Consider the following 23,568-nt stretch of genomic DNA (forward strand, 5'->3'; position numbering starts at 1 on the left):
CCTTCACAGATGGCGGCGTCGGGTGGAGACGTGCCGTTCGTACAGCTCACGTGCCTTCACCGCGGACGGTCGGGTCGCGGTTTCGGCCACAGGTACATCCCACCAGGCCTGCGCCGGCGGCGGGCCCGACACTGTGTCTGCCGTTTCCGTCTCGACGTAGACACATGTGGGAGTGTCGGCCGCACGGGCCTCGGCGAGCGCGGCCCGCAGATCCCGTACGGTCTTCGCGCGCAGCACGCGCATGCCGAGGCTCGCCACGTTCGCGGCGAGGTCCACGGGGAGCGGCGCCCCCGTGTAGGTGCCGTCCTGGGACTGGTAGCGGTACGCGGTGCCGAACCGCTCGCCGCCCACCGTCTCGGACAGTCCGCCGATGGACGCGTAGCCGTGGTTCTGGATGAGGAGCATCTTGATCGCGATCCCCTCCTGTACGGCCGTCACGATCTCCGTCGGCATCATCAGATAGGTGCCGTCGCCGACCAGCGCCCACACGGGCCGATCGGGTGCCGCCATCTTGACGCCGATGGCCGCCGGAATCTCGTAGCCCATGCAGGAGTAGCCGTACTCCAGGTGGTACTGGTCCCGGGAGCGTGCCCGCCACAGCTTGTGCAGGTCGCCGGGGAGCGAACCGGCCGCGTTGATGATCACGTCCGACTCGTCCACGAGGGCGTCCAGCGCGCCGAGCACCTGGGACTGCGTCGGCCGTACGTCCGGCTCCTCGGCCTCGTAGCAGGCGTCGACGCGCTGCTCCCAGCGCTCCTTGTCCAGGGTGTACTCGCTGACGTACGCGTCCGTGACCCGGTGCGCGTGCATGCCCAGGGACTGGGTGAGCTCCTGGAGGCCGCTGCGGGCGTCCGCGACGAGCGGCATGCCGGCGAGCTTGTGGCCGTCGTAGGGGGCGATGTTGAGGTTGAGGAAGCGGACCCCGGGCTTCTCGAACAGGGTGCCGGAGGCGGTGGTGAAGTCGGTGTAGCGGGTGCCGACGCCGATGATCAGGTCGGCCAGGCGGGCGAGTTCGTCGGCCGTGGCGGTGCCGGTGTGGCCGACGCCGCCGACGTCCTGGGGGTGGTCGTGGCGCAGGGAGCCCTTGCCGGCCTGGGTGGAGGCGACCGGGATGCCGGTGGCCGCCGCGAACTCGGCCAGGGCCTCCTCGGCGCGGCTGTGGTGGACGCCGCCGCCCGCGATCAGCAGGGGGCGCTCGGCCGCCCGGATCGCGGTGACGGCCTCGGCCAGCTCGGTCGCGTCGGCGCCGGGCCGTCGTACGACCCAGGTGCGCTCGGCGAAGAACTCGTCCGGCCAGTCGTACGCCTCGGCCTGGACGTCCTGCGGGAGGGCGAGGGTGACCGCGCCGGTCTCCACCGGGTCGGTGAGTACCCGCATGGCCTGGAGCGCGGCCGGGATGAGGGCTTCCGGGCGGGTGACGCGGTCGAAGTACCTCGAGACCGGGCGCAGGCAGTCGTTGACCGACACGTCTCCCGCGTACGGCAGTTCCAGCTGCTGGAGGACCGGGTCGGCGACCCGCGTGGCGAAGGTGTCGCCGGGGAGCAGCAGGACCGGGATGTGGTTGATCGTGGCGAGGGCGGCACCGGTGACCAGGTTGGTCGCGCCGGGGCCGATGGAGGTCGTGACCGCGTGGGTGGACAGGCGGTTCGACTGCCTCGCGTAACCCACGGCCGCGTGCACCATGGACTGCTCGTTGCGGCCCTGGTGGTACGGCATCTCGTCGGCGTACTCCACGAGCGCCTGGCCGAGCCCGGCGACGTTCCCGTGGCCGAAGATGCCCCAGGTCGCGCTGATCAGCCGCTGCCGTTCGCCGTCCCGCTCCGTGTACTGGGCGGCCAGGAAACGCACCAGCGCCTGTGCGACCGTCAGCCTCGTCGTCGAGGTCATCGGTAACCCTCCGTATGGTCCGGGTGGAAGCAGATCCGCCATTCCCGGGTCTCGCCCGGGCCCGCCATGACGTTCAGGTAGTACATGTCATGGCCGGGCTGGGCGATCGACGGGCCGTGCCATCCGTCGGGGACGAGGACGGCGTCGCCGGAGCGGACCTCCGCGAGGACGTCCGAACCGCCCTCACGGGAGGGGGATACGCGCTGGTAGCCGAATCCGTTCGGGCCGTCGATCTCGAAGTAGTAGATCTCCTCGAGCTCCGCCTCCTCGCCCGGCCGATGCTCGTCGTGCTTGTGCGGCGGGTACGAGGACCAGTTGCCGCCGGGCGTGATCACCTCGACGGCGATCAGCTTGTCGCAGTCGAAGGCGTCGGCCGAGGCGAAGTTGCGGACGTGGCGGGTGCAGTTGCCGCTGCCACGCTGTTCCTGCGGGACCTCCGGCGCGGGGCCGTAGCGGGCGGGGAGTCGTCGCTCGCACTTCGCTCCTGCCAAAGCAAAGCGGCCGCCCGCGCCGGAGGCGATCTGTGCCCGGGCGCCACGGGGCACGTACGCGAAGTCGGTGACTCCGCTGAACACGCTTTCCCGGCCCAGGAGTTGGAACTCGCTGCCCTCTGTTTGCACAGTACAGCCGCCTTGCAGCGGGACAACGATCCACTCGCTGTCCCCGGCGTCGAAGGCGTGCGTGCCGCCGGGCTCCAGCTCGACGATCCGCAGGCTGCTGTAGGTCCAGCCGGCCCGCTTCGGGTCGATGTCGACGGCGTACCGGGCGCCCGTCGTGGCGCCCTTCGCGAGGTAGAGGTCGTTGCTCGTCATGCGGCCCTCACAGCAGTCCTACGGCGGTGTCCACGGCGGCGGCCACGTCGCCGTCCGCCGGGTACAGCAGCGAACGGCCGACCACCAGGCCGCGCACGGTGGGCAGTTGCAGGGCGCCCCGCCACTTCTCGTACGCCCCGTCCTGGTCGTCGCCGACCTCGCCGCCGAGCAGCACGGCGGGCAGCGTGGAGGCCGCCATGACCTCGGCCATGTCGTCGGGGTTCTCGGTGACCGGCACCTTCAGCCAGGTGTAGGCCGAACTGCCGCCGAGCCCGGAGGCGATGGCGATCGACTTGGTGACGGCCTCCGCGGAAAGGTCGTTGCGGAGTCTGCCCTCGGCGGAGCGTTCGCTGATGAACGGCTCGACGAAGACGGGGAGCCGGCGCGCGGCCATGTCGTCGATGGCGCGGGCCGTGGACTCCAGGGTGGTGAGGGAGCCCGGGTCGTCGTAGTCGATCCGCAGGAGCAGCTTGCCGGCGTCGAAGCCGAAGCGCTCGATGTCCTCGGGGCGGTGGCCGGTGAAGCGGTCGTCGAGTTCGAAGCTGGCGCCCTGGAGGCCGCCGCGGTTCATCGAGCCCATGACGACCTTGCCGTCGAGGGCGCCGAGCAGCAGCAGGTCGTCGAGGATGTCGGCGGTGGCGAGGACGCCGTCCACGCCGGGGCGGCTCAGCGCCAGGCAGAGGCGTTCGAGCAGGTCGACGCGGTTGGCCATGGCGAACTTGCGGTCGCCGACGCCGAGGGCGCCGCGGGCCGGGTGGTCGGCGGCGACGATCATCAGCCGGCCGGCCTCGTTGAGCAGCGGGCGGCGGGGGCGGCGGGCGGCGGCCTCCGCGATCGCGTCGGGGTGGTGGGTGCGCAGACGGACGAGTTCCGTGACGTCGACGGAGGGCACGGGGCCGTTGCCGGCGGGGGCGACGGTGCTCACAGGACGGCTCCCGCCGCGAGGGCCGACGTCACTTCGTCCGGCGTGGGCATCGCGGACGAGCACTCCAGGCGGGAGGCGACGATCGCACCGGCCGCGTTGGCATGCCGCATGATCTTCTCCAGGTCCCAGCCCTCCAGCAGGCCGTGGCAGAGGGAGCCCCCGAAGGCGTCGCCGGCGCCGAGGCCGTTGAGGACGGTCACCGGCAGGGGCGGGACCTCGGCGGACTCGCCCTTGCTGTTGACGGCGAGGACACCCTTCGGGCCCTGCTTGACGACGGCGAGTTCGACACCGGCGTCGAGCAGTGCGCGGGCGGCGGCGTGCGGCTCGCGCACTCCGGTCGCCACCTCCACCTCGTCGAGGTTGCCGACGGCGACGGTGGTGTGGCGCAGGGCCTCTTCGTAGAAGGGCCGGGCCGTGTCCGGGTCCGTCCAGAACATGGGCCGCCAGTCCAGGTCGAAGACCGTGGTGCCGGCCTTGGCCCGGTGGGCGAGGGCCGCCAGGGTCGCCGTACGGCTGGGCTCCTCGCTCAGGCCGGTGCCGGTGACCCAGAAGATGCGGGCCTCGCGGACGGCGTCGAGGTCCAGCTCGTGGGCGTCGATCTCGAGGTCGGGCGCCTTGGGCCGGCGGTAGAAGTACAGCGGGAAGTCGTCCGGCGGGAAGACCTCGCAGAAGGTGACCGGGGTCGGCAGGCCGGGGACCGGGGTGACCCAGCGGTCGTCGACGCCGAAGTCCCGCAGCGCCTCGTGCAGGTAGGTGCCGAACGGGTCGTCGCCGGTCCGCGTGATCACCGCAGTGTGCCGTCCCAGGCGGGCCGCGGCGACCGCGACGTTGGCGGCCGAGCCGCCGAGGAACTTGCCGAAGGACGACACCTGCGGCAGCGGGACGCCCGTCTGCAGCGGATAGAGGTCCACTCCTATCCGCCCCATGGTGATCAGGTCGTACGCCATCGACTTCCCTTCGTGTCGGCTCTCCACGGCTTTCTAGCCCCGCATGGTGAGCCCTGTCAATGTTTTGTCCAGACATTCGGACCAGGGCTTGACACCCTCGCTCGGGATCCGCACGCTGGCGGCCATGACGTCGTTGTCACCTCAGACCTCACTGTCCCGCATCCGGATCGGATCGGCCCCCGACTCCTGGGGCGTCTGGTTCCCGGACGATCCCCAGCAGGTTCCCTGGCAGCGCTTCCTCGACGAGGTCGCGCAGTCCGGCTACGAGTGGATCGAACTCGGCCCCTACGGCTACCTGCCGACCGATCCCGCCGTCCTCACCGAGGAGACCTCCCGGCGTGGCCTGAAAGTGTCGGCCGGCACGGTCTTCACCGGCCTGCACCACGGCGAGGCCGTGTGGGAGAAGACCTGGGACCATGTCGCGGACAACGCGGTCCTGGCGCAGGCGATGGGCGCATCCCACCTGGTGGTCATCCCGTCCTTCTGGCGGGACGACAAGACCGGTGAGGTGCTGGAGCCGGACACCCTCACGCCCGAGCAGTGGCGCAATCTCAGCTCCCTGACCGAACGGCTGGGGAGCCGGGTGCGCGAGGAGTACGGCCTGCAGATCGTCGTCCACCCGCACGCCGACACCCACATCGACAGCGAGGAGAACGTGGTCCGCTTCCTCGACGCCACCGACTCCTCGCTGGTGTCACTGTGCCTGGACACCGGGCACTACGCGTACTGCGGCGGCGACAGCGTCAAGCTCATCGAGACCTACGGCGAGCGGATCGGGTATTTGCACCTCAAGCAGGTCGACCCGGAGATCCTTGCGGACGTGCGGGCGGGCGAGGTGCCGTTCGGGCCGGCGGTCGCACGCGGAGTGATGTGCGAGCCGCCCAACGGGGTGCCCGAACTGGGGCCCGTCCTGGAGGCCGCGCAGAAGCTCGACGTCGACCTGTTCGCGATCGTCGAGCAGGACATGTACCCGTGCGAGCCGGACAAGCCGCTGCCGATCGCGCAGCGGACGCGGGCCTTCCTGAGGTCCTGCGGGGCATAGCCGCCACGACACCGGCGGGGCACGCCGACGGCACGCCGGACGTCCGGCCGGGCGATCCGGAGGACACGGTCACCCACAAGTCAACGCGCCCCGCCGACGAGCCCGCGTACGCATTTGCGTCACCTCTGTCACAAGTACCTCCCTTGTGTCACGCATGTCGCAAGTACGCGGGTCTTGCGTCACACCCGGCGCACAGGCCCTGCCCAGCCCTCGCGCCGCGTCGTTCACCGGGGCACAGGCTTTGTGATCGCCAGCGCAGTGCCCGGCTCCCCCGGACGGCCGCCCCCGGCCGCCCCCGCGGTACGCGCAGGGAGGGGCAACCCATGACCGACCGAAGGCTCTGGTCCTACAAGGACATCGCGGCGCACATCCGGGTGCAGCCGGACACCGTGCGCTCGTACCGCAAGCACGGGCTGCTGCCACCGCCCGACCACGTCGAGGGCGGCAAGCCCTTCTGGTACGCGGACACCGTCCGCGCGTGGGTGGCGTCCCGCCCGGGCAACCGGGGCCGACGAGAGTTCTGACGGCCGGAAAAACACCTGCGCCCCACTCGCCCGTGGGGCACAGTCCTCCCATGGACTTCTCCGTCAAACCCGTCCTGACCGGCGAAAAGACCAGGCTGCGACCATTCACCGCGGCCGACGCCGAGCAGATCTGGGAGATCATCCAGGACCCCGAGGTCGTCCGCTTCACCTTCGAGCCGTCGACCGAACTCACCTTGGAGGGACTGCGTTCCTGGTACGGCTCCCGGTCCGGCCGGCCGGACCGCCTCGACCTCGCCGTCACCGACCGCGCCACCGGCGAACTCGTCGGCGAGGTCGTCCTGCACGAGTGGGACCGGCACGCCCGCGGCTGCACCTTCCGCACTCTCATCGGCCCCCGCGGCCGGGGCCGGGGGCTCGGCACCGAGGCCACCCGGCTCATCGTCGGCCACGGCTTCGAGCAACTGGGCCTGCACCGGATCCAGTTGGAGGTCTACGGCACTAACCACCGAGCCCGGCGCGTGTACGAGAAGGTCGGCTTCGTGGTCGAGGGTGTCCGGCGGGAGGCGGCGCTGCGCGAGGGCGAGTGGACCGACGAGGTGCTGATGTCCCTGCTCGACCACGAGTGGGCCGCCCTCAGCTCCACGGCTCGATGACGGTCACCCCCGCCCCCGGTGCCGCGCCCATCGCGGCCAGTGCGGACGGGGTCGCGTCCAGGGTGATCGTGGACGTGACCAGCAGGTCGGGCCGCAGCACTCCCGCACGGACCAGCTCCAGCATCGGCGGGTAGGTGTGCGCGGCCATGCCGTGACTGCCGAGGAGTTCCAGCTCCAGTCCGATCGCTCGGGCCATCGGCACCGGTGTCGTACCGGTCGGGGAGGGCAGCAGGCCGACCTGGACATGGCGGCCGCGGCGGCGCAGGCCGTTCACCGAGGCCACGCAGGTGGCGGGCGAGCCGAGGGCGTCGAGGGAGAGGTGCGCGCCGCCGCCGGTCAGCTCGCGGACCGCCGCCGCCGTGTCCTCGGTGCCGGACGCGTCCACGCACTGCGCCGCGCCGAACTTCCTTGCCAGGTCCAGGGCCTGAGGCGCCACGTCGACGGCCACGACCCGCGCGCCCGACGCCGCCGCGATCATCACCGCCGACAGGCCGACGCCCCCGCAGCCGTGCACCGCGACCCACTCCCCCGCCGCCACCCTGCCCTGCTGCACCACCGCCCGGAACGCCGTGGCGAACCGGCAGCCCAGCGAGGCGGCGGTGGCGAAGGACATCTCGTCCGGGACCGCGACGAGATTCACCTCCGCGTGGTCCAGCGCCACGTACTGGGCGAAGGAACCCCAGTGCGTGAAGCCCGGCTGTGTCTGGTGCTCGCACACCTGCTGGTCGCCCGCCGCGCAGGACGGACAGGTGCCGCAGGCGCACACGAAGGGGACGGTCACTCGATCGCCCGGGCGCCAGCCGGTCACCCGGGCGCCCACCGCCTCGACGACACCGGCGAGTTCATGCCCGGGCACATGCGGCAGCGTGATGTCCGGGTCGTGGCCCTGCCAGCCGTGCCAGTCGCTGCGGCACAGTCCCGTCGCCTCGACCCGCACCACGACCCCGTGCTCCGCGGGCTTCGGGTCGGCCACCTCCCGCACCTCGGCCGGCTCCCCGTACCGCTCGAACACCACTGCCCGCATACGCCCGCCCTGCCTGTCGCCGATCACCCCTGACTGGGGGAACGCTAGCCGTGCGCCGCCACCTTGTCCCGGTCCGGCGTCACGGTCCGCTCGGGTCCGCCGCCGCCCTCGCTCAGGCCGAACCGCTGGTGGAACCGCCGCAGCGGCCCCGGGGCCCACCAGGTCGCCCGGCCCGTGAGGCGCATGACCGCCGGGACCAGGAGGCTGCGGACGATCATCGCGTCCATCACGACCGCCAGGGCGATGCCCAGGCCGAGCATCTTGGTGTTGGTCACCCTGGACGTGCCGATCGCGACCATCACCACCGCGAGGATGACCGCGGCCGCGGTGATCAGCCCGCCGGTGCGCTGGAGCCCGTGCCGGACCGCCTGGTCGTGGTCGCCGGTCTCGTCGTACTCCTCCTTGATGCGGGAGAGCAGGAAGACGCCGTAGTCCATCGACAGGCCGAAGGCCACGCAGAACATCAGGACCGGAAGGGTGGTCTCGATGGAGCCGGGGCTGGTGAAGCCGAGCAGGCCGGACAGATGGCCGTCCTGGAAGATCCAGACCACCGCTCCGAACATCGCGGTGAGGCTGAGCGCGTTGAGCACGACCGCCTGGACCGGTATCAGCACGCTGCCTGTCAGCAAGAACACCAGGAGCAGGGTGACGATCACGATGAAGGCGCCCGCGAGGGGCAGTTGTTCGGCTATCGCGTCCTTGGAGTCGACCAGCACCGCCGCCGCGCCGGTCACCTTGGTGTCGAAGGGGGCGTTGACGGCGCGCAGTTCGCCCACCAGGCGCTGAGCCGGGTCGTCGACGGCCTCGCCCTTCGGCAGCACCGTGAAGTACGCCGAGTCGCCCTTGACCAGCGGGCCGTCGACCCGCCGCACCTCGGACAGGTCCGCGATCCGCTCCTTGTACGCGGCGTACTGCGCCCGGGTCGCCGGCCCTTCGGCGAGCACGTCGAGTCCGCCGCCGGGGCTGCCGGGGAAGCCGTCCCGGATGTGCTGCTGTACGACGTGGGACTCGGCGGAGGCGGGCAGTTGGCGGTCGTCGGCGGTGCCGAACTTCACGCCCAGGAAGGGCAGGCCGAGGAGGACGAGCACGGCGGTGGTGCCGAGGGCGAAGAAGGGTGCGCGGCGCATGACGAGGCTCGCGGTGCGCGTCCAGGCACCACTGCCCTCCATGGCCGCCCGCGGCGGCCCGCCGCGCCGGAACACGCGGCGCCGGAACACGCGGCGCAGGTCGAGGGAGTTGACCCGGTGGCCCAGCAGGACCAGGGCCGCCGGGAGCAGGATCAGCGCGGCCGCCGCGGCCAGCAGGACGACCGCTATGCCGGCGTAGGCGAAGGACCGCAGGAAGTACTGCGGGAAGAGCAGCATCGCCGCGAGGGAGACCGCGACCGTGAGCGCGGAGAAGAGCACGGTGCGGCCGGCCGTACGCAGGGTGGTGCCGACCGCCGTCGACGGCTCGGCTCCGGTGGACAGTTCCTCGCGGAAGCGCCGGACGATGAACAGGGCGTAGTCGACGGCGAGGCCGAGCCCCAGGGCCGTGGTGAGGTTCAGTGCGAAGACGGAGACGTCGGTGACCTCGGTGAGGCCGCGCAGTACCGCGTTCGTGCCGAGTATCGCGACGATGCCGATGCCGAGCGGCAGCAGGGCGGCGACCGCGCTGCCGAAGACCATCACCAGCAGCACCAGTGTCACCGGCAGCGCGATGATCTCGGCGCGGACCAGGTCCTCCTGGATGATCGTCTGCATCTCGTGCCGGACGGCCACCGGGCCGCCCACCGTCACGTCCACCGGGCCGTGCGCGCCCCGGTACGAGGAGGCGATGCGGTCCAGGGTCCGGCCCATCTCCTTCTCGTCGCCCGTGATCCGGGCGGCGATCAGCGCCTCGTGGCCGTCCTTCGCGCGCAGAGCGGGGGCACCCGACTGCCAGTAGGAGCTGACGCCCACGACGCCCCGCTCCCCGGCCAGTCGCCCGGCGAGGCGCTCGGCCTCCGCGGCGACCGCCGGGGCGTCGACCGAGGCGCCGCCCGAGTCCACCAGGAGCAGGAGGTTGGGCTGGGAGTCGGGGAACTCGCGCTCCAGCGCCTTGGTCGCGTACGTCGACTCGGCGCCCGGATCCTCCCAGCCGCCGGCGCCCAGCCGGTCGGCGACCCCGCTGCCGGCCAGCACGGCGAGCACGGTGACGACCAGTGCCGCGAGCAGCGACAACCGGGGGCGGGCGGTCACGAATCGGGTCCAGCCGCCGGCGCGGGGCGGGTCGTTGACTTCGGTCATCGGGCGGTGTCCCCTTCACCCAGGAAGGCATAAAATGGCAAACACGAGAGATCGCTCGCGTTCCACCAGAATGCGAGCGACCGCTCGTGTTTGTCAACCGCGTTCGGAGACTTGGGGAAAACGCGTGCCCGAGAGCCAGGAGCAGCAGGAGCAGCAGGAGAAGGAGCAGCCGCCGCGCCGCCGCCAGGCCCGCGGTGAGCGCCGGATCGCCCAACTCCTCGAAGCCGCCGCCAACGTCTTCTGCACCACCGGTTACACGGCCGCCAGCACCAACGCCATCGCCCGCGAGGCGGGCGTCTCGCCGGGCACGCTCTACCAGTTCTTCCCGAACAAGGAAGCGATCGCGATCGAGCTGGGCGACCGGCTCATGCACGAGATGCGGGAGACGTACGGCGAGGCGCTCGCACCGATCGACCCCGTGACCCCGCTGGAGGAGGCCGTCGGTTCCGCCGTCGAGCGGTTCATCGACTTCAACTGCGAACACCCGGTGTTCTTCGCCCTGATGCACGGCCCCGACGTCCCCGGCCGGATCGCCGAGGCGCACGACGCGCTGCACGCCACCCTGCTCTCCCGCATCGAGGGCCTGCTCTCCTCGTTCCTGCCCGACGCGCCCCCCGCCGACCTCACCCGTACCGCGCACATGTGCCTGGGCCTGTACAAGGCGGGCCTGGAGCTCGTCCTCGCCCACGAGGGCGCCGAGCGGGCGGCCTACATCCAGGAACTGAAGAACGTCCTGGTCCGCTACCTCGACCCGCTGGCCGGGGAGAGACTCGGCCACCCCGGCCCGTAGGGCCGCCCGGCGGACCATGCCGCGGACGCGGGGCCCGGCACGCCGGTCCGCGGCGTCCCCGCCGGTTGCCGACGCTCCGCGACCCGTCTTGGAGATGTACCCCCTAGGGGTATAGCGTACGGGGGTGAGTCCCACCCGTCCCGACGAGGAGAACGAGATGACCGCTCAGACCGACACCCCCGGCTCCGTCACCACCGTCTACCAGGTGAGCGGCATGAGCTGCGGGCACTGCGAGGGCTCCGTCTCCGGCGAGATCTCGGAGATCCCCGGCGTCAGCTCGGTGAAGGCCGTCGCCGCGACCGGCGAGGTCACCGTCGTGTCCGCGGCCCCGCTCGACGAGGAGGCCGTGCGCGCCGCCGTCGACGAGGCCGGCTTCGAACTCGCCGGCAAGCCCTGAGCACCGGCCTCCCGCCCCGGATCGCACCGACCGGCTGAACCGGGGCCGTGCGGTGCGGCGGAGACCGTCCGGGACCCGCCAAGCGGCCGACTCGCGATCACCAGGCCTTCGTCGGCGTTCGCGGTGACGAACAGCCTCCGCCCGCGAACATTCCGTTAGCGGAATCGCGAAGTACGCCGTTGTTACCGCCGGGTTGGTCGAAGTCGAGGCCAAAGCCCCTCTGGAGTCCTGCGCTCGCCTCACATAAGCTCTTCACAAGGCTCGCGCATCATCCTTACGCTTGGGTCTCGTTCGCCGTATCCGGGCCCTTGCGCATCTAACGGACATACGCAAGAGACCCAGATCACAGTGACGCGAACGTAACCATCGAAGGGGATCGAAGGTCTAAGTTGACGGTGTCAGGAAGCGTCTTGGGGGGCGCCGACTGACATCTGAGGATGTCTTGGGGGACGTCCTCAGGGATGCGTTGCCGGGGCACGCACACCGGGGAGCTTTGAGCGGCCCTCCCAGCGTGCGCTGTCCCGGCAGACCGCACACAGCAGTAATACGACGAGTTCTGCTCGTTTTGCTCAACAGCGAATTTCAGGCGCTGGTTTTCTCACAGACGCCCGGCCGGATCCCGTGGGGGGAATCCGCACCGGGACATGGGAAGGCGCCCTGGACGCCGGCCCGTGGGGGGACCGTCGACAGGGCGCCTTCCGCTTTCGTGCGCCGGGCCGCCGCTCGCCGGGTGTGGTGATCACAAGCGTTGTCGACGCCGGCCGGGCTTGGTCATGACGAAGGCCTCCGTGTGTGGTGAAGGTGTCGAATCTTCACCGCACGGAGGCCTTCGTGTCCCACCGTAATGCCCGGCTGACCGTTCACGGCCTGCGTCGATGAGGCGCCGCGGATGTCCTGCGACCTGACCGCCGGACAGACCCTAGGCGGCCGCGGTGATCAACGCGCCTCGACCGGAACGAAGTCGCGCTCGACGACACCCGTGTAGATCTGGCGCGGGCGGCCGATGCGGGAACCGGGCTCCTTGATCATCTCGTGCCACTGGGCGATCCAGCCCGGCAGGCGGCCGAGGGCGAACAGGACCGTGAACATCTCGGTCGGGAAGCCCATGGCGCGGTAGATCAGGCCGGTGTAGAAGTCCACGTTCGGGTAGAGGCTGCGCGAGACGAAGTAGTCGTCGGAGAGCGCGTGCTCCTCCAGCTTCAGCGCGATGTCCAGCAGCTCGTCGGACTTGCCGAGGGCGGACAGCACGTCGTGCGCGGCGGCCTTGATGATCTTGGCGCGCGGGTCGAAGTTCTTGTAGACCCGGTGGCCGAAGCCCATCAGGCGGACGCCGTCCTCCTTGTTCTTCACCTTGCGGATGAAGGAGTCGACATCGCCGCCGGTGGCCTGGATGCCCTCCAGCATCTCCAGCACCGACTGGTTGGCGCCGCCGTGCAGCGGGCCCCACAGGGCGGAGATGCCGGCGGAGATCGAGGCGAACATGTTCGCCTGCGAGGAGCCGACCAGGCGGACCGTGGAGGTCGAACAGTTCTGCTCGTGGTCCGCGTGCAGGATGAGCAGCTTGTCCAGGGCGGAGACGACGACCGGGTCGAGTTCGTAGTCCTGCGCCGGGACCGAGAAGGTCATGCGAAGGAAGTTCTCGACGTAACCGAGGTCGTTGCGCGGGTAGACGAACGGGTGACCGATCGACTTCTTGTACGCGTACGCCGCGATCGTCGGAAGCTTGGCGAGCAGCCGGATCGTCGAGAGGTTGCGCTGCTTCTCGTCGAACGGGTTGTGGCTGTCCTGGTAGAACGTGGACAGCGCGGAGACCACCGACGACAGCATGGCCATCGGGTGGGCGTCCCGCGGGAAGCCGCGGTAGAAGTTCTTGACGTCCTCGTGCAGCAGGGTGTGCTGCGTGATGTCGGTCTTGAACGAGGTGAGCTCGTCGACGGTCGGCAGCTCGCCGTTGATCAGCAGGTAGGCGACCTCCAGGAAGGTGGAGCGCTCGGCCAGCTGCTCGATCGGGTATCCGCGGTACCGGAGAATGCCCGACTCGCCGTCGAGATAGGTGACAGCGGATTTATAGGCGGCGGTGTTCCCGTAGCCGCTGTCCAGAGTCACCAGACCGGTCTGGGCGCGGAGCTTCCCGATGTCGAAGCCCTTGTCGCCGACGGTGCTGTCGATCACCGGGTAGGTGTACTCGCCGTCGCCGTACCGCAGTACTACAGCGTTGTTGGTGTGCTCGCTCACGTCATCCCTCACCGACGTTGTGCCTCTTCTTCGAGGTTGCCCTGACTGTCTCTACCATCCCCCATTTGGCGCACGAGAGTGCACTCGGGGTCGACCATTGGGCTTATCGGCGGCACTGAGTGCCGCCAACTCGCCATCCTGCCCCTCCCCAACCCGCTTCCGGAAGAGCTCTGTGACCCACATGACTCATTTGATCGATCATTTTTTGTGCTCACAGTCCCGAGAGCCGGAAGTCGAGCGCCGTACAGCGGCGTCCCGCGGACACCGTGCGCACCGCCTGGCCGATCGCTTTGCGTGATCCGACGAGGACGACAAGCCTCTTGGCGCGGGTCACCGCCGTGTACAGGAGGTTCCGCTGGAGCATCATCCAGGCGCTGGTGGTGACCGGGATCACCACGGCCGGATACTCGCTCCCCTGGGAACGGTGGATGGTCACCGCGTACGCGTGGGCCAGCTCGTCCAGCTCGTCGAACTCGTACGGAACCTCCTCGTCCTCGTCCGTCAGCACCGTCAGGCGCTGGTCGACCGGATCGAGCGAGGTGACCACGCCCACGGTGCCGTTGAAGACACCGTTGGTGCCCTTCTCGTAATTGTTGCGAATCTGGGTGACCTTGTCGCCGACCCGGAAGACCCTTCCGCCGAACCTCTTCTCGGCCAGCTCGGGGCGCCCGGGGGTGATGGCCTGCTGGAGCAGCCCGTTGAGGTTGCCCGCGCCGGCGGGCCCCCGGTGCATGGGGGCGAGCACCTGGACGTCCCGGCGCGGGTCGAGGCCGAACTTGGCCGGAATCCGCCGCGCCGCCACGTCCACGGTGAGCCGGCCGACCTCCTCCGTGTCGTCCTCGACGAACAGGAAGAAGTCCTTCATGCCGTCGGTGACGGGGTGCTGCCCGGAGTTGATCCGGTGCGCGTTGGTCACCACTCCGGACTGCTGGGCCTGCCGGAACACGCGCGTGAGCCGCACCGCGGGGATCGGACCGCCCTCGGCGAGCAGGTCGCGCAGGACCTCGCCGGCGCCGACGCTGGGCAGCTGGTCCACGTCCCCGACGAACAGCAGGTGCGCCCCGGGGGGCACGGCCTTCACCAGCTTGTTCGCGAGCAGCAGGTCGAGCATCGACGCCTCGTCGACCACCACCAGGTCGGCGTCCAGCGGGCGGTCCTTGTCGTAGGCCGCGTCGCCGCCGGGCTTCAGTTCCAGCAGGCGGTGGACGGTGGAGGCGTCGGCGCCGGTGAGCTCGGCGAGACGCTTGGCGGCGCGGCCGGTGGGGGCGGCGAGCACGACCTTGGCCTTCTTGGCGCGGGCCAGCTCCACGATCGAGCGGACCGTGAAGGACTTGCCGCAGCCGGGGCCGCCGGTGAGGACGGCGACCTTCTGGGTGAGCGCGAGCCGGACGGCTGCCTCCTGCTCGGGCGCGAGATCGGTCCCGGTGCGCGAGCCGAGCCAGGCCAGCGCCTTGTCCCAGGCCACGTCCTTGAAGCCGGGCATCCGGTCCTGACCGGTGCGCAGGAGGCGCAACAGCTGGGCCGAGAGGGACAGTTCGGCCCGGTGGAAGGGGACGAGGTAGACGGCGGTGACGGTGGCGCCGTCCGGACCGGGCACCTTCTCCCGTACGACACCGGGGTCCTCCCCCTCCTCCGGGGGCGCCGCGAGCTCGGCGAGGCACTCGATGACCAGGCCGGTGTCGACCTGGAGGAGCTTGACCGCGTCGGTGATCAGCCGTTCCTCGGGGAGGTAGCAGTGGCCCTGGTCCGTGGACTGCGAAAGGGCGTACTGCAGGCCCGCCTTGACGCGTTCCGGGCTGTCGTGCGGGATGCCGACGGACTGGGCGATCCGGTCGGCGGTGAGGAAGCCGATGCCCCAGACGTCGGCGGCCAGCCGGTAGGGCTGGTTCTTCACCACGGAGATGGAGGCGTCGCCGTACTTCTTGTAGATGCGGACCGCGATGGACGTGGACACCTCGACGGTCTGGAGGAAGAGCATGACCTCCTTGATCGCCTTCTGCTCCTCCCAGGCGTCGGCGATCTTCTTCGTCCGCTTGGGGCCGAGACCGGGGACCTCGATCAGGCGCTTGGGCTCCTCCTCGATGATCCGGAGGGTGTCCAGCCCGAAGTGCTGGGTGATGCGGTCGGCGAAGATGGGACCGATGCCCTTGACCAGGCCCGAGCCGAGGTAGCGGCGGATGCCCTGGACGGTGGCCGGGAGCACGGTCGTGTAGTTCTCGACGGTGAACTGCTTGCCGTACTGCGGATGGGAGCCCCACAGGCCCTCCATCCGCAGCAACTCGCCGACCTGGGCGCCGAGCAGCGCGCCGACGACGGTGAGGAGGTCGCCGCCGCCTCGGCCGGTGTCGACCCGGGCGACCGTGTAGCCGTTCTCCTCGTTGGCGTACGTGATGCGCTCGAGCACGCCTTCGAGCACGGCCAGTCGCCGCTCCCCGCTCCCCGATCCCTGAGCCATGATCCGACGGTACCGCCCGGCACCGACAGGCCCGGCCGGTACCGCGTGACTCAGGCGCCGGGCCAGGGCTGCGGCCGCCCTGGACGCACCGAGGACGCGGTGACCCCCGCGGACCGCGCCCGGCCGGGCAGCGGATCCGTCAGCCGCTATCCCGCCTGCGACGTGACGTGGTCGAGCACCTTCTGGAAGTCCTCGGTCGGGGAGAACTCGACGAACTCGCAGTCCTCCAGGGCCACCGGAACATGGCCGGGGCCCCAGTAGTACGCCTGGCCCGCCGCGTACTCCTCTTCGCCGGCGGCCGTGAGCATCCTCAGCCGCCCCTTCAGCAGGTAGCCCCAGTGCGGGCACTGGCACGCGTCGCCGTCGAGGCCCTTCAGGGCGGGACCCATGTCCGTGCCCTGCGGCAGACGGAAGAAGCCGACGGACATGCCGCCTCCCATGGGCTTGGTGCGTACGTCCAGGCCGTCGCCTTCGAGAGCGACGGGTACCTCGTCGCGAGTCGCCGCTGTCATGACTCCTCCGCTCCGGCCCACCGGGGCCTCGAGAAACGCCCCCGCGTCTCCAGCCTGGCCCGCCTCGCGGGCACCCGCGACATCACGATCCGGTGTCGGGGTCTTGTGGACTCGCGTGTAATCGATTCCAATCCTCTCAGCGCACGGATGTAATCGATTCCATGCGTCCCCCGAGTTCCACAAGGAGGTGGAGCGGCGATGGCGAGCATCAAGGACGTCGCTGCCGAGGCGGGCGTCTCCGTCGCCACGGTCTCGCGCGTCCTGAACGACCATCCGTCGGTCAGCGCGGACGCACGCACGCGCGTGCTGGCCGCCGTCGAGGTACTGGACTACCGCCGGAACGCCGTCGCACGGTCGTTGCGCACCGACCAGACCCACACCCTCGGCCTGGTCATCAGCGACGTGATGAACCCGTACTTCACCGAGCTGGCCCGCTCCGTGGAGGAGGCGGCCCGCGCGCTGGGCTACAGCGTCATCATCGGCAACGCCGACGAGCGGCCCGACCTCCAGGACCATCACGTACGGAACCTGCTGGACCGTCGTATCGACGGTCTCCTCGTGTCCCCGACCGACGGCGGGTCGCCGCTGATGCTCGACGCCGCGCGCGGGGGGACGCCGATGGTCTTCGTGGACCGCTGGATCCCTGGCGTTCAGGTGCCCGTGGTCCGGGCGGACGGGCTGGAGGCGGTGCGCGACCTCGTCGCCCATCTGCACGGCCTCGGTCACCGGCGGCTCGCGATCATCGCGGGGCCGGCGGCGACCACGACCGGTCAGGAGCGCGTGGCGGCCTTCAGGGCGGCGCTGCACGCGTACGGTCTCCCTCTCCCCGACGTCTACATCGGCCAGGGCGACTTCCAGGCTGCCAGCGGGCGGCGGGTCACCGAGGGCTTCCTCGACCTGCCCGAGCCGCCCGAGGTCGTCTTCGCGACGGACAACCTGATGGCCCTGGGCGCCCTGGACGCGATCCGCGCGCGCGGGCTGCGCGTTCCCGGGGACATCGCGCTGGCCGCGTTCGACGACATCCCCTGGTTCGTGCACACCGACCCGCCGATCACCGCGATCGCCCAGCCCACCGGCGAGCTCGGGCGGGCCGCCGTGCGCGCGCTGGTCGACCGCATCGAGGGGCGGTCCCCCGAGTCCGTCACCCTCCCCGCCCGTCTCGTCGTACGCCGCTCGTGCGGCGAGCCGGCGGAGCCACCGGCTTCCCCCGAGCCGCCCCCCGCACAGTCCCCCACTGTGCGGCCCCCCGTAAGAAGGAGCCAGTCGTGAGCAACCAGGACGAGTTGCTGCGCATCGAGGGCATACGGAAGGCCTTCCCCGGCGTGATCGCGCTCGACGGCGTCGACTTCGATCTGCGCCGGGGCGAGGTGCACGTGCTCCTCGGTGAGAACGGCGCGGGCAAGAGCACCCTCATCAAGATGCTCTCCGGCGCCTACACGCCCGATGGCGGGCGGATCCTGGCCGGTGGCGAGGAGGTGCGCATCCATGGTGCGCAGGACTCCGAGCGCCTCGGGATCGCCACCATCTACCAGGAGTTCAACCTCGTTCCCGATCTGACGGTCGCCGAGAACATCTTCCTGGGACGGCAGCCGCGCCGCCTGGGGATGATCGACCGGAAGAGGATGGAGGCCGACGCCGCCGTCCTCCTGGAGCGGGTCGGCGTGAACGTGTCCCCCCGCGCGCGTGTGCGGGAACTCGGCATCGCGCGCCTCCAGATGGTCGAGATCGCGAAGGCCCTGAGCCTGAACGCGCGCGTGCTGATCATGGACGAGCCGACCGCCGTACTCACCTCCGAGGAGGTCGAGAAGCTCTTCTCCATCGTGCGCAGGCTGCGCGAGGACGGCGTCGGCATCGTCTTCATCACGCACCATCTGGAGGAGATCGCCGCCCTGGGAGACCGGGTGACGGTCATCCGCGACGGCAGGAGCGTCGGGCAGGTCCCCGCCGACACGTCCGAGGACGAACTCGTACGCCTCATGGTGGGGCGGTCGATCGAGCAGCAGTACCCGCGCGAGCGGGCCGCCGCCGAGGCGGGGACCGCAGCCGCGTTGCTCACCGTCGAAGGGCTGACCCGGGACGCGGTCTTCCACGACGTCACCTTCGAGGTGCACGCCGGCGAGGTCGTCGGCATCGCGGGGCTCGTCGGAGCGGGCCGTACGGAGGTCGTACGGGCCGTGTTCGGGGCGGACCCGTACGACAGGGGTGCCGTGAAGGTCTCCGGTGCCCCGGTCCCCAAGGACGACGTCAACGCGGCGATGACCGCGGGCATCGGGCTGATCCCCGAGGACCGCAAGGGCCAGGGGCTGGTGCTGGACGCGTCCGTCGAGGAGAACCTCGGGCTGGTGACCATGCGGTCGGCGACCCGCGGCGGGCTCGTCGACCTCAAGGGGCAGCGCGCCGCGGCCGCCCGGATCGCCGAACAGCTCGGCGTGCGGATGGCCGGACTCGGCCAGCACGTCAGGACGCTGTCCGGCGGCAACCAGCAGAAGGTCGTCATCGGCAAGTGGCTGCTCGCCGAGACCAAGGTGCTGATCCTCGACGAGCCGACGCGCGGGATCGACGTCGGCGCCAAGGTCGAGATCTACCAGCTGATCAACGAACTGACGGCCGCCGGTGCCGCCGTCCTGATGATCTCCAGCGATCTGCCCGAGGTGCTCGGTATGAGCGACCGGGTGCTGGTGATGGCCCAGGGCCGGATCGCGGGCGAACTGTCCGCGGTCGAGGCCACGCAGGACGCGGTGATGGCACTCGCCGTGAGCAACCCCCCTACCACTGAACCGGAGGCCGGCCGTGGCCGCTGACACGCTCAAGAGCGGGGCGGGCGCCGGTGGCGCCGCGGCGGTCCGCCGCCTGCTCCTCGACAACGGCGCGCTCACCGCGCTGATCGTCCTCGTCGTCGCCATGTCGGCGCTGTCGGGTGACTTCCTGACCACGGACAACCTGCTCAACGTCGGTGTCCAGGCGGCCGTGACCGCCATCCTCGCCTTCGGTGTGACCTTCGTGATCGTCTCGGCGGGCATCGACCTGTCGGTCGGCTCGGTGGCGGCGCTGTCGGCCACCGTCCTTGCGTGGAGCGCCACGTCGCACGGCGTTCCGGTGGTGCTGGCGGTCGTCCTGGCGGTCGCCACCGGCATCGCGGCCGGCCTGGTCAACGGCTTCCTCATCGCGTACGGCAAACTGCCGCCGTTCATCGCGACCCTGGCCATGCTGTCGGTGGCCCGCGGTCTGTCGCTGGTGATCTCCGAGGGCTCACCGATCGCCTTCCCCGACTCCGTCTCGCACCTCGGGGACACGCTCGGCGGCTGGTTGCCGGTGCCGGTGCTCGTGATGATCGTGATGGGACTGATCGCGGCCTTCGTGCTCGGCCGGACGTACATCGGCCGCTCCATGTACGCGATCGGCGGCAACGAGGAGGCCGCCCGGCTGTCCGGCCTGCGCGTGAAGAAGCAGAAGCTCGCCATCTACGCCCTGTCCGGCGTGTTCGCCGCCGCCGCGGGCGTCGTGCTCGCCTCCCGGCTGTCCTCCGCGCAGCCGCAGGCCGCCGACGGCTACGAACTGGACGCGATCGCCGCGGTCGTCATCGGCGGCGCCTCCCTCGCCGGCGGTACCGGCAAGGCGTCCGGCACGCTGATCGGCGCGCTGATCCTGGCGGTACTGCGCAACGGCCTGAACCTGCTGTCCGTGTCCGCCTTCTGGCAGCAGGTCGTCATCGGTGTCGTGATCGCGCTGGCGGTGCTGCTCGACACCCTGCGCCGCAAGGCCGGGTCGGCCCCGTCGGCCGCGGGCCTGTCCGGCGGGGGCCGGGGCAAGCAGGCGACGACGTACGCACTGGCCGCGGTGGTCACCGTGGCGATCGTCGGCGCGACCTCGTTCCTGCACGGCGGCACCTCCTCGTCCTCGACGCCGAAGATGGGCCTGTCGCTGTCCACCCTCAACAACCCCTTCTTCGTGCAGATCCGGGCAGGCGCCCAGGCCGAGGCGAAGAAGCGGGGCGTGGACCTGACCGTCACGGACGCCCAGAACGACGCCTCCCAGCAGGCCAACCAGCTGCAGAACTTCACCAGTTCGGGCTACGACGCGATCATCGTGAACCCGGTGGACTCGGACGCGGCGGGCCCGTCGGTACGGGCCGCGGACAAGGCGAAGATCCCGGTCGTCGCCGTCGACCGGGGCGTCAACAAGGCCACCACCGACGCGCTGGTCGCCTCCGACAACGTCGCGGGCGGCGAACTCGCCGCGAAGACGGTCGCCGAGAAGCTGGGCGGCAAGGGCAAGATCGTGATCCTGCAGGGCCAGGCGGGCACCTCCGCCGCCAGGGAGCGCGCCGAGGGCTTCGCCAAGGGCCTCAAGGCCTACCCGGGCATCCAGGTGGTGGCCCAGCAGCCCGCGGACTTCGACCGCACCAAGGGCCTCGACGTGATGTCGAACCTGCTCCAGGCGCACCCCGACGTCCAGGGCGTCATCGCCGCGAACGACGAGATGGCCCTCGGCGCGGTCAAGGCGCTGGGCTCCAAGGCCGGCACGTCCGTCCAGGTCGTCGGCTTCGACGGCACTCCGGACGGCCTCGAGGCGGTCGCGGCGGGCACGCTGTACGCGTCCGTGGCGCAGCAGCCGACCCAGCTCGGCCGGATCGCCGTGGACAACGCGCTGAAGGCGCTGGAGGGGAAGAAGGTCGAGGAGACGGTCAAGGTGCCGGTGAAGGTGGTCACGAAGGAGAACGTGGCCGGCTTCAGCGGCTGAACATCGCCGAGGGGGCGGGCGCCACGAGGCTGCCCGCTCCAAGTCACTGACCAGGGGAGTTCCTTCATGTACGACCACGACCTACTGGTCGTCGGGTCGGCCAACGCCGACCTGGTGATCGGCGTCGAACGACGCCCCGGCGCCGGAGAGACCGTCCTCGGCTCCGACCTGGCCGTCCACCCGGGCGGCAAGGGCGCCAACCAGGCGGTCGCCGCCGCCCGCCTCGGTGCCCGTACGGCCCTGCTGGCCCGGGTCGGCGACGACGCGCACGGCCGGCTGCTGCTCGACTCGCAGCGGGCGGCCGGCGTCGACACGGCGGGCGTCCTGGTGGGCGGCGCGCCGACCGGGGTCGCACTGATCACGGTGGACCCGTCGGGCGACAACAGCATCGTGGTCTCGCCGGGCGCGAACGGCCGGCTGACGCCGGAGGACGTGCGCGCCGCCGCCGGTGTCCTGCACGCCTCGCGCGTGGTGTCGGCGCAGCTGGAGATCCCGCTGGAGACGGTCGTGGAGGTCGTACGGAACCTGGCGCCGGACTGCCGCTTCGTTCTCAACCCGTCTCCGCCGCGTCCCCTGCCCCAGGAGGTCCTGGCGGCCTGCGACCCGCTGATCGTCAACGAGCACGAGGCGAAGGTGATCCTCGGGGACGCCCTCGTCGGCGACCGGCCCGAGGACTGGGCGCTGACCCTGCTCGCGAAGGGCCCCCGGTCGGTCGTGGTGACCCTCGGCGCCGAGGGCTCGCTGGTGGCGTCCTCGGAGGGCGTGACCAGGGTCCCGTCCGTGAAGGTGGCCGCCGTGGACACGACGGGCGCGGGCGACGCGTTCACCGCGGCACTGGCCTGCCGGCTCGGCGCCGGTGCGTCGCTCGAGGAGGCGGCGTCGTACGCGTCCCGGGTCGGGGCGGCGGCGGTGACCAGGCCGGGCGCGCAGGAGTCGTTCCCCACGGCGGCGGAGGTCGAGGCCCGGTGAAGAAGGCCGGAATCCTGAACCGCCACCTCTCCGGCGCGCTCGCCGAGCTGGGCCACGGGGACGGATTACTGGTGTGCGACGCCGGCATGCCGATACCCGACGGGCCGCGCGTCGTCGACCTCGCCTTCCGGGCCGGGGTGCCGTCCTTCTCCGAGGTGCTGGAGGGGCTGCTGGCCGAGCTGGTGGTGGAGGGCGCGACGGCGGCGACGGAGGTACGGGACGCGAACGCGGAGGCCTCGGCACTGCTGGACGACCGCTTCCCGGACCTGGCCCTGGTCCCGCACGAGAGGCTCAAGGAGCTGTCGGCGGGGGCGCGCCTGGTCGTCCGGACCGGGGAGGCACGGCCGTACGCGAACGTGCTGCTGCGGTGCGGGGTCTTCTTCTAGAACATTGGCCATGGTTCTGAGCCACCGGCCGGGAAAAACTTCGAGGGGGTCCGGTCTGTCGACCGGCCCCCCTCGGGTTTTCCCCTCCACATCAGAACCCCCGCGATCCCCCCGGATCCCCCTCCGAGAAGTCCTGATGCCATGTACGACACAGCATGGGCGGAAAGGGTTGCACGCGATCCGCGATTTTTTTCGCAGCCGTGCCGACGGGCCCGGTGAGGCGTCCGCCCGGCTCACGCGCTCATCGGATCACGTGCTCCACGAACCGTGCCGCGGTCTCCGCGAGCACCTCCCGCCCGTCCCGTGCCCACAACGCGTCGTTGAACAGCTCGACTTCGATGGAGCCGGTGTAGCCGGCCGCCTCCACATGGGCCTTCCACTCCCGCATGTCGATGGAGCCGTCGCCGATCTGGCCGCGGCCGTTGAGGACGCCCTCCGGCAACGGGGTGGTCCAGTCGGCGAGCTGGAAGGTGTGGATACGGCCGCCGGCGCCCGCGCGGGCGATCTGTTCGGGCGCGGCGTCGTCCCACCAGATGTGGTACGTGTCGACCGTGACGCCGACCTGGCGGGCCGGGAAGCGCTCCGCGAGGTCGAGGGCCTGCGCGAGGGTGGAGACCACGCAGCGGTCGGCCGCGTACATGGGGTGCAGCGGCTCGATGGCCAGCTTCACGCCGTGGTCCTGCGCGTACGGGCCCAGCTCGCCGAGCGCGTCGGCGATCCGCTCCCGCGCACCGCGCAGGTCCTTGGAGCCGGCGGGCAGGCCGCCGGAGACCAGGACCAGCACGTCGGTGCCGAGGGTGGCGGCCTCGTCGACCGCCCGGCGGTTGTCGTCCAGGGCCTTGGCGCGCTCGTCCGGGTCGATCGCCGTGAAGAAGCCGCCGCGGCACAGGGTGGTGACGTTCAGGCCGGCGTCGCGGACCAGCTTCGCCGTCGCCTCCACACCGTACGACCGGACCGGTTCGCGCCAGAGGCCGATTCCCGGTACGCCCAGTTCGAGGCAGGTGTCGACCAGTTCGGGCATCGACAGCTGCTTGACCGTCAT

Annotated in this window: 20 protein-coding genes; 10 read left to right on the forward strand and 10 right to left on the reverse strand. The window is 70.9% G+C overall.

The features are described 5' to 3' along the window. Positions 1-3: 3 nt before the first annotated feature. The 4 genes from iolD to iolC are packed head-to-tail and all read right to left on the reverse strand — an operon-like array spanning position 4 to position 4,571. Entirely contained in the window at positions 4-1,887 is a 1,884-nt protein-coding gene (gene iolD / locus ACZ5XS_RS05780; protein ID WP_468648122.1) for a 3D-(3,5/4)-trihydroxycyclohexane-1,2-dione acylhydrolase (decyclizing), read from the reverse strand. Continuing rightward, a complete protein-coding gene (iolB, locus tag ACZ5XS_RS05785) occupies positions 1,884-2,699 on the reverse strand; it encodes a 5-deoxy-glucuronate isomerase (RefSeq protein ID WP_468648124.1) in 816 nt (271 codons plus the stop codon). The genes iolD and iolB overlap by 4 nt, the downstream gene beginning before the upstream one ends. Before the next feature lie 7 nt (positions 2,700-2,706). Next, positions 2,707-3,591, reverse strand: coding sequence for a Cgl0159 family (beta/alpha)8-fold protein (locus tag ACZ5XS_RS05790; RefSeq protein ID WP_468648591.1), 885 nt, complete (start codon positions 3,589-3,591; stop codon positions 2,707-2,709). Between the two features lie 29 nt (positions 3,592-3,620). Next, on the reverse strand, positions 3,621-4,571 hold the full coding sequence (gene iolC / locus ACZ5XS_RS05795; protein ID WP_468648126.1) for a 5-dehydro-2-deoxygluconokinase: 951 nt from the start codon (positions 4,569-4,571) through the stop codon (positions 3,621-3,623). Between the two features lie 124 nt (positions 4,572-4,695). Here iolC and ACZ5XS_RS05800 point away from each other — a divergent pair, with 124 nt between their 5' ends. The 3 genes from ACZ5XS_RS05800 to ACZ5XS_RS05810 all read left to right on the forward strand — a co-directional run bounded on the left by ACZ5XS_RS05800 (position 4,696) and on the right by ACZ5XS_RS05810 (position 6,751). Next, entirely contained in the window at positions 4,696-5,613 is a 918-nt protein-coding gene (locus tag ACZ5XS_RS05800) for a sugar phosphate isomerase/epimerase family protein (RefSeq protein ID WP_468648128.1), read from the forward strand. Positions 5,614-5,936: 323 nt separating this feature from the next. Continuing rightward, a complete protein-coding gene (locus tag ACZ5XS_RS05805; RefSeq protein WP_468648130.1) occupies positions 5,937-6,137 on the forward strand; it encodes a helix-turn-helix transcriptional regulator in 201 nt (66 codons plus the stop codon). 50 nt (positions 6,138-6,187) lie between these two features. Then, positions 6,188-6,751 carry a GNAT family N-acetyltransferase gene (locus ACZ5XS_RS05810; protein ID WP_468648132.1) on the forward strand — a complete coding sequence of 188 codons (564 nt, stop codon included), beginning with the start codon at positions 6,188-6,190 and terminating at the stop codon, positions 6,749-6,751. Here the strand turns inward: ACZ5XS_RS05810 and ACZ5XS_RS05815 are convergent. Together ACZ5XS_RS05815 and ACZ5XS_RS05820 are read right to left on the reverse strand one after the other, a co-directional pair. After that, on the reverse strand, positions 6,732-7,775 hold the full coding sequence (locus ACZ5XS_RS05815; RefSeq protein ID WP_468648134.1) for a zinc-dependent alcohol dehydrogenase family protein: 1,044 nt from the start codon (positions 7,773-7,775) through the stop codon (positions 6,732-6,734). The two genes, ACZ5XS_RS05810 and ACZ5XS_RS05815, sit on opposite strands and share 20 nt — an antisense overlap. A gap of 44 nt (positions 7,776-7,819) precedes the next feature. Then, positions 7,820-10,042 (reverse strand): MMPL family transporter, encoded by a 2,223-nt coding sequence (locus ACZ5XS_RS05820; protein WP_468648136.1) that lies wholly within the window; start codon positions 10,040-10,042, stop codon positions 7,820-7,822. Between the two features lie 124 nt (positions 10,043-10,166). On the opposite strand from ACZ5XS_RS05820, the gene ACZ5XS_RS05825 reads away from it, so the two are divergent. Beyond that, positions 10,167-10,832, forward strand: coding sequence for a TetR/AcrR family transcriptional regulator (locus tag ACZ5XS_RS05825; RefSeq protein WP_468648137.1), 666 nt, complete (start codon positions 10,167-10,169; stop codon positions 10,830-10,832). A 157-nt stretch (positions 10,833-10,989) separates the two neighbouring features. Continuing rightward, positions 10,990-11,229: a heavy-metal-associated domain-containing protein gene (locus tag ACZ5XS_RS05830; RefSeq protein WP_468648593.1), complete on the forward strand. Its 240-nt coding sequence runs from the start codon at positions 10,990-10,992 to the stop codon at positions 11,227-11,229. 936 nt (positions 11,230-12,165) lie between these two features. On the opposite strand, the gene ACZ5XS_RS05835 is transcribed toward ACZ5XS_RS05830, so the two are convergent. The 3 genes from ACZ5XS_RS05835 to ACZ5XS_RS05845 form a co-directional block, all read right to left on the reverse strand. After that, positions 12,166-13,464, reverse strand: a complete 1,299-nt coding sequence (locus tag ACZ5XS_RS05835; protein WP_468648139.1) for a citrate synthase — start codon at positions 13,462-13,464, stop codon at positions 12,166-12,168. Between the two features lie 211 nt (positions 13,465-13,675). Next, entirely contained in the window at positions 13,676-15,919 is a 2,244-nt protein-coding gene (gene recD2 / locus ACZ5XS_RS05840; RefSeq protein WP_468648141.1) for an SF1B family DNA helicase RecD2, read from the reverse strand. Between the two features lie 146 nt (positions 15,920-16,065). Next, positions 16,066-16,431, reverse strand: coding sequence for a cupin domain-containing protein (locus ACZ5XS_RS05845; RefSeq protein ID WP_468648143.1), 366 nt, complete (start codon positions 16,429-16,431; stop codon positions 16,066-16,068). 198 nt (positions 16,432-16,629) lie between these two features. Here ACZ5XS_RS05845 and ACZ5XS_RS05850 point away from each other — a divergent pair, with 198 nt between their 5' ends. From ACZ5XS_RS05850 to rbsD, 5 genes are all read left to right on the forward strand, one after another. Then, positions 16,630-17,700: a LacI family DNA-binding transcriptional regulator gene (locus ACZ5XS_RS05850; protein WP_468648145.1), complete on the forward strand. Its 1,071-nt coding sequence runs from the start codon at positions 16,630-16,632 to the stop codon at positions 17,698-17,700. Beyond that, complete coding sequence (locus tag ACZ5XS_RS05855; RefSeq protein WP_468648146.1) at positions 17,697-19,232, forward strand: sugar ABC transporter ATP-binding protein; 1,536 nt, start codon at positions 17,697-17,699, stop codon at positions 19,230-19,232. The genes ACZ5XS_RS05850 and ACZ5XS_RS05855 overlap by 4 nt, the downstream gene beginning before the upstream one ends. Next, complete coding sequence (locus ACZ5XS_RS05860; protein WP_468648148.1) at positions 19,222-21,171, forward strand: ABC transporter permease/substrate-binding protein; 1,950 nt, start codon at positions 19,222-19,224, stop codon at positions 21,169-21,171. Before ACZ5XS_RS05855 ends, ACZ5XS_RS05860 begins: the two co-directional genes overlap by 11 nt. Before the next feature lie 66 nt (positions 21,172-21,237). Then, positions 21,238-22,140 (forward strand): ribokinase, encoded by a 903-nt coding sequence (locus tag ACZ5XS_RS05865; protein ID WP_468648150.1) that lies wholly within the window; start codon positions 21,238-21,240, stop codon positions 22,138-22,140. After that, positions 22,137-22,526, forward strand: coding sequence for a D-ribose pyranase (rbsD, locus tag ACZ5XS_RS05870; RefSeq protein ID WP_468648152.1), 390 nt, complete (start codon positions 22,137-22,139; stop codon positions 22,524-22,526). Before ACZ5XS_RS05865 ends, rbsD begins: the two co-directional genes overlap by 4 nt. A 241-nt stretch (positions 22,527-22,767) precedes the next feature. Here rbsD and ACZ5XS_RS05875 read toward each other — a convergent pair whose 3' ends face one another. Continuing rightward, positions 22,768-23,568, reverse strand: a complete 801-nt coding sequence (locus ACZ5XS_RS05875) for a sugar phosphate isomerase/epimerase family protein (RefSeq protein ID WP_468648595.1) — start codon at positions 23,566-23,568, stop codon at positions 22,768-22,770.

The sequence above is a fragment of the Streptomyces sp. NPDC033131 genome (assembly GCF_055578365.1).

What these genes read in the sequence shown, in the direction of transcription:
- iolD (WP_468648122.1), bottom strand. Translation starts at nt 1,887, where the DNA reads ATGACCTCGACGACGAGGCTGACGGTCGCACAGGCGCTGGTGCGTTTC.
- iolB (WP_468648124.1), bottom strand. Translation starts at nt 2,699, where the DNA reads ATGACGAGCAACGACCTCTACCTCGCGAAGGGCGCCACGACGGGCGCC.
- iolC (WP_468648126.1), bottom strand. Translation starts at nt 4,571, where the DNA reads ATGGCGTACGACCTGATCACCATGGGGCGGATAGGAGTGGACCTCTAT.
- ACZ5XS_RS05800 (WP_468648128.1), top strand. Translation starts at nt 4,696, where the DNA reads ATGACGTCGTTGTCACCTCAGACCTCACTGTCCCGCATCCGGATCGGA.
- ACZ5XS_RS05805 (WP_468648130.1), top strand. Translation starts at nt 5,937, where the DNA reads ATGACCGACCGAAGGCTCTGGTCCTACAAGGACATCGCGGCGCACATC.
- ACZ5XS_RS05810 (WP_468648132.1), top strand. Translation starts at nt 6,188, where the DNA reads ATGGACTTCTCCGTCAAACCCGTCCTGACCGGCGAAAAGACCAGGCTG.
- ACZ5XS_RS05815 (WP_468648134.1), bottom strand. Translation starts at nt 7,775, where the DNA reads ATGCGGGCAGTGGTGTTCGAGCGGTACGGGGAGCCGGCCGAGGTGCGG.
- ACZ5XS_RS05820 (WP_468648136.1), bottom strand. Translation starts at nt 10,042, where the DNA reads ATGACCGAAGTCAACGACCCGCCCCGCGCCGGCGGCTGGACCCGATTC.
- ACZ5XS_RS05830 (WP_468648593.1), top strand. Translation starts at nt 10,990, where the DNA reads ATGACCGCTCAGACCGACACCCCCGGCTCCGTCACCACCGTCTACCAG.
- recD2 (WP_468648141.1), bottom strand. Translation starts at nt 15,919, where the DNA reads ATGGCTCAGGGATCGGGGAGCGGGGAGCGGCGACTGGCCGTGCTCGAA.
- ACZ5XS_RS05845 (WP_468648143.1), bottom strand. Translation starts at nt 16,431, where the DNA reads ATGACAGCGGCGACTCGCGACGAGGTACCCGTCGCTCTCGAAGGCGAC.
- ACZ5XS_RS05850 (WP_468648145.1), top strand. Translation starts at nt 16,630, where the DNA reads ATGGCGAGCATCAAGGACGTCGCTGCCGAGGCGGGCGTCTCCGTCGCC.
- ACZ5XS_RS05865 (WP_468648150.1), top strand. Translation starts at nt 21,238, where the DNA reads ATGTACGACCACGACCTACTGGTCGTCGGGTCGGCCAACGCCGACCTG.
- ACZ5XS_RS05875 (WP_468648595.1), bottom strand. Translation starts at nt 23,568, where the DNA reads ATGACGGTCAAGCAGCTGTCGATGCCCGAACTGGTCGACACCTGCCTC.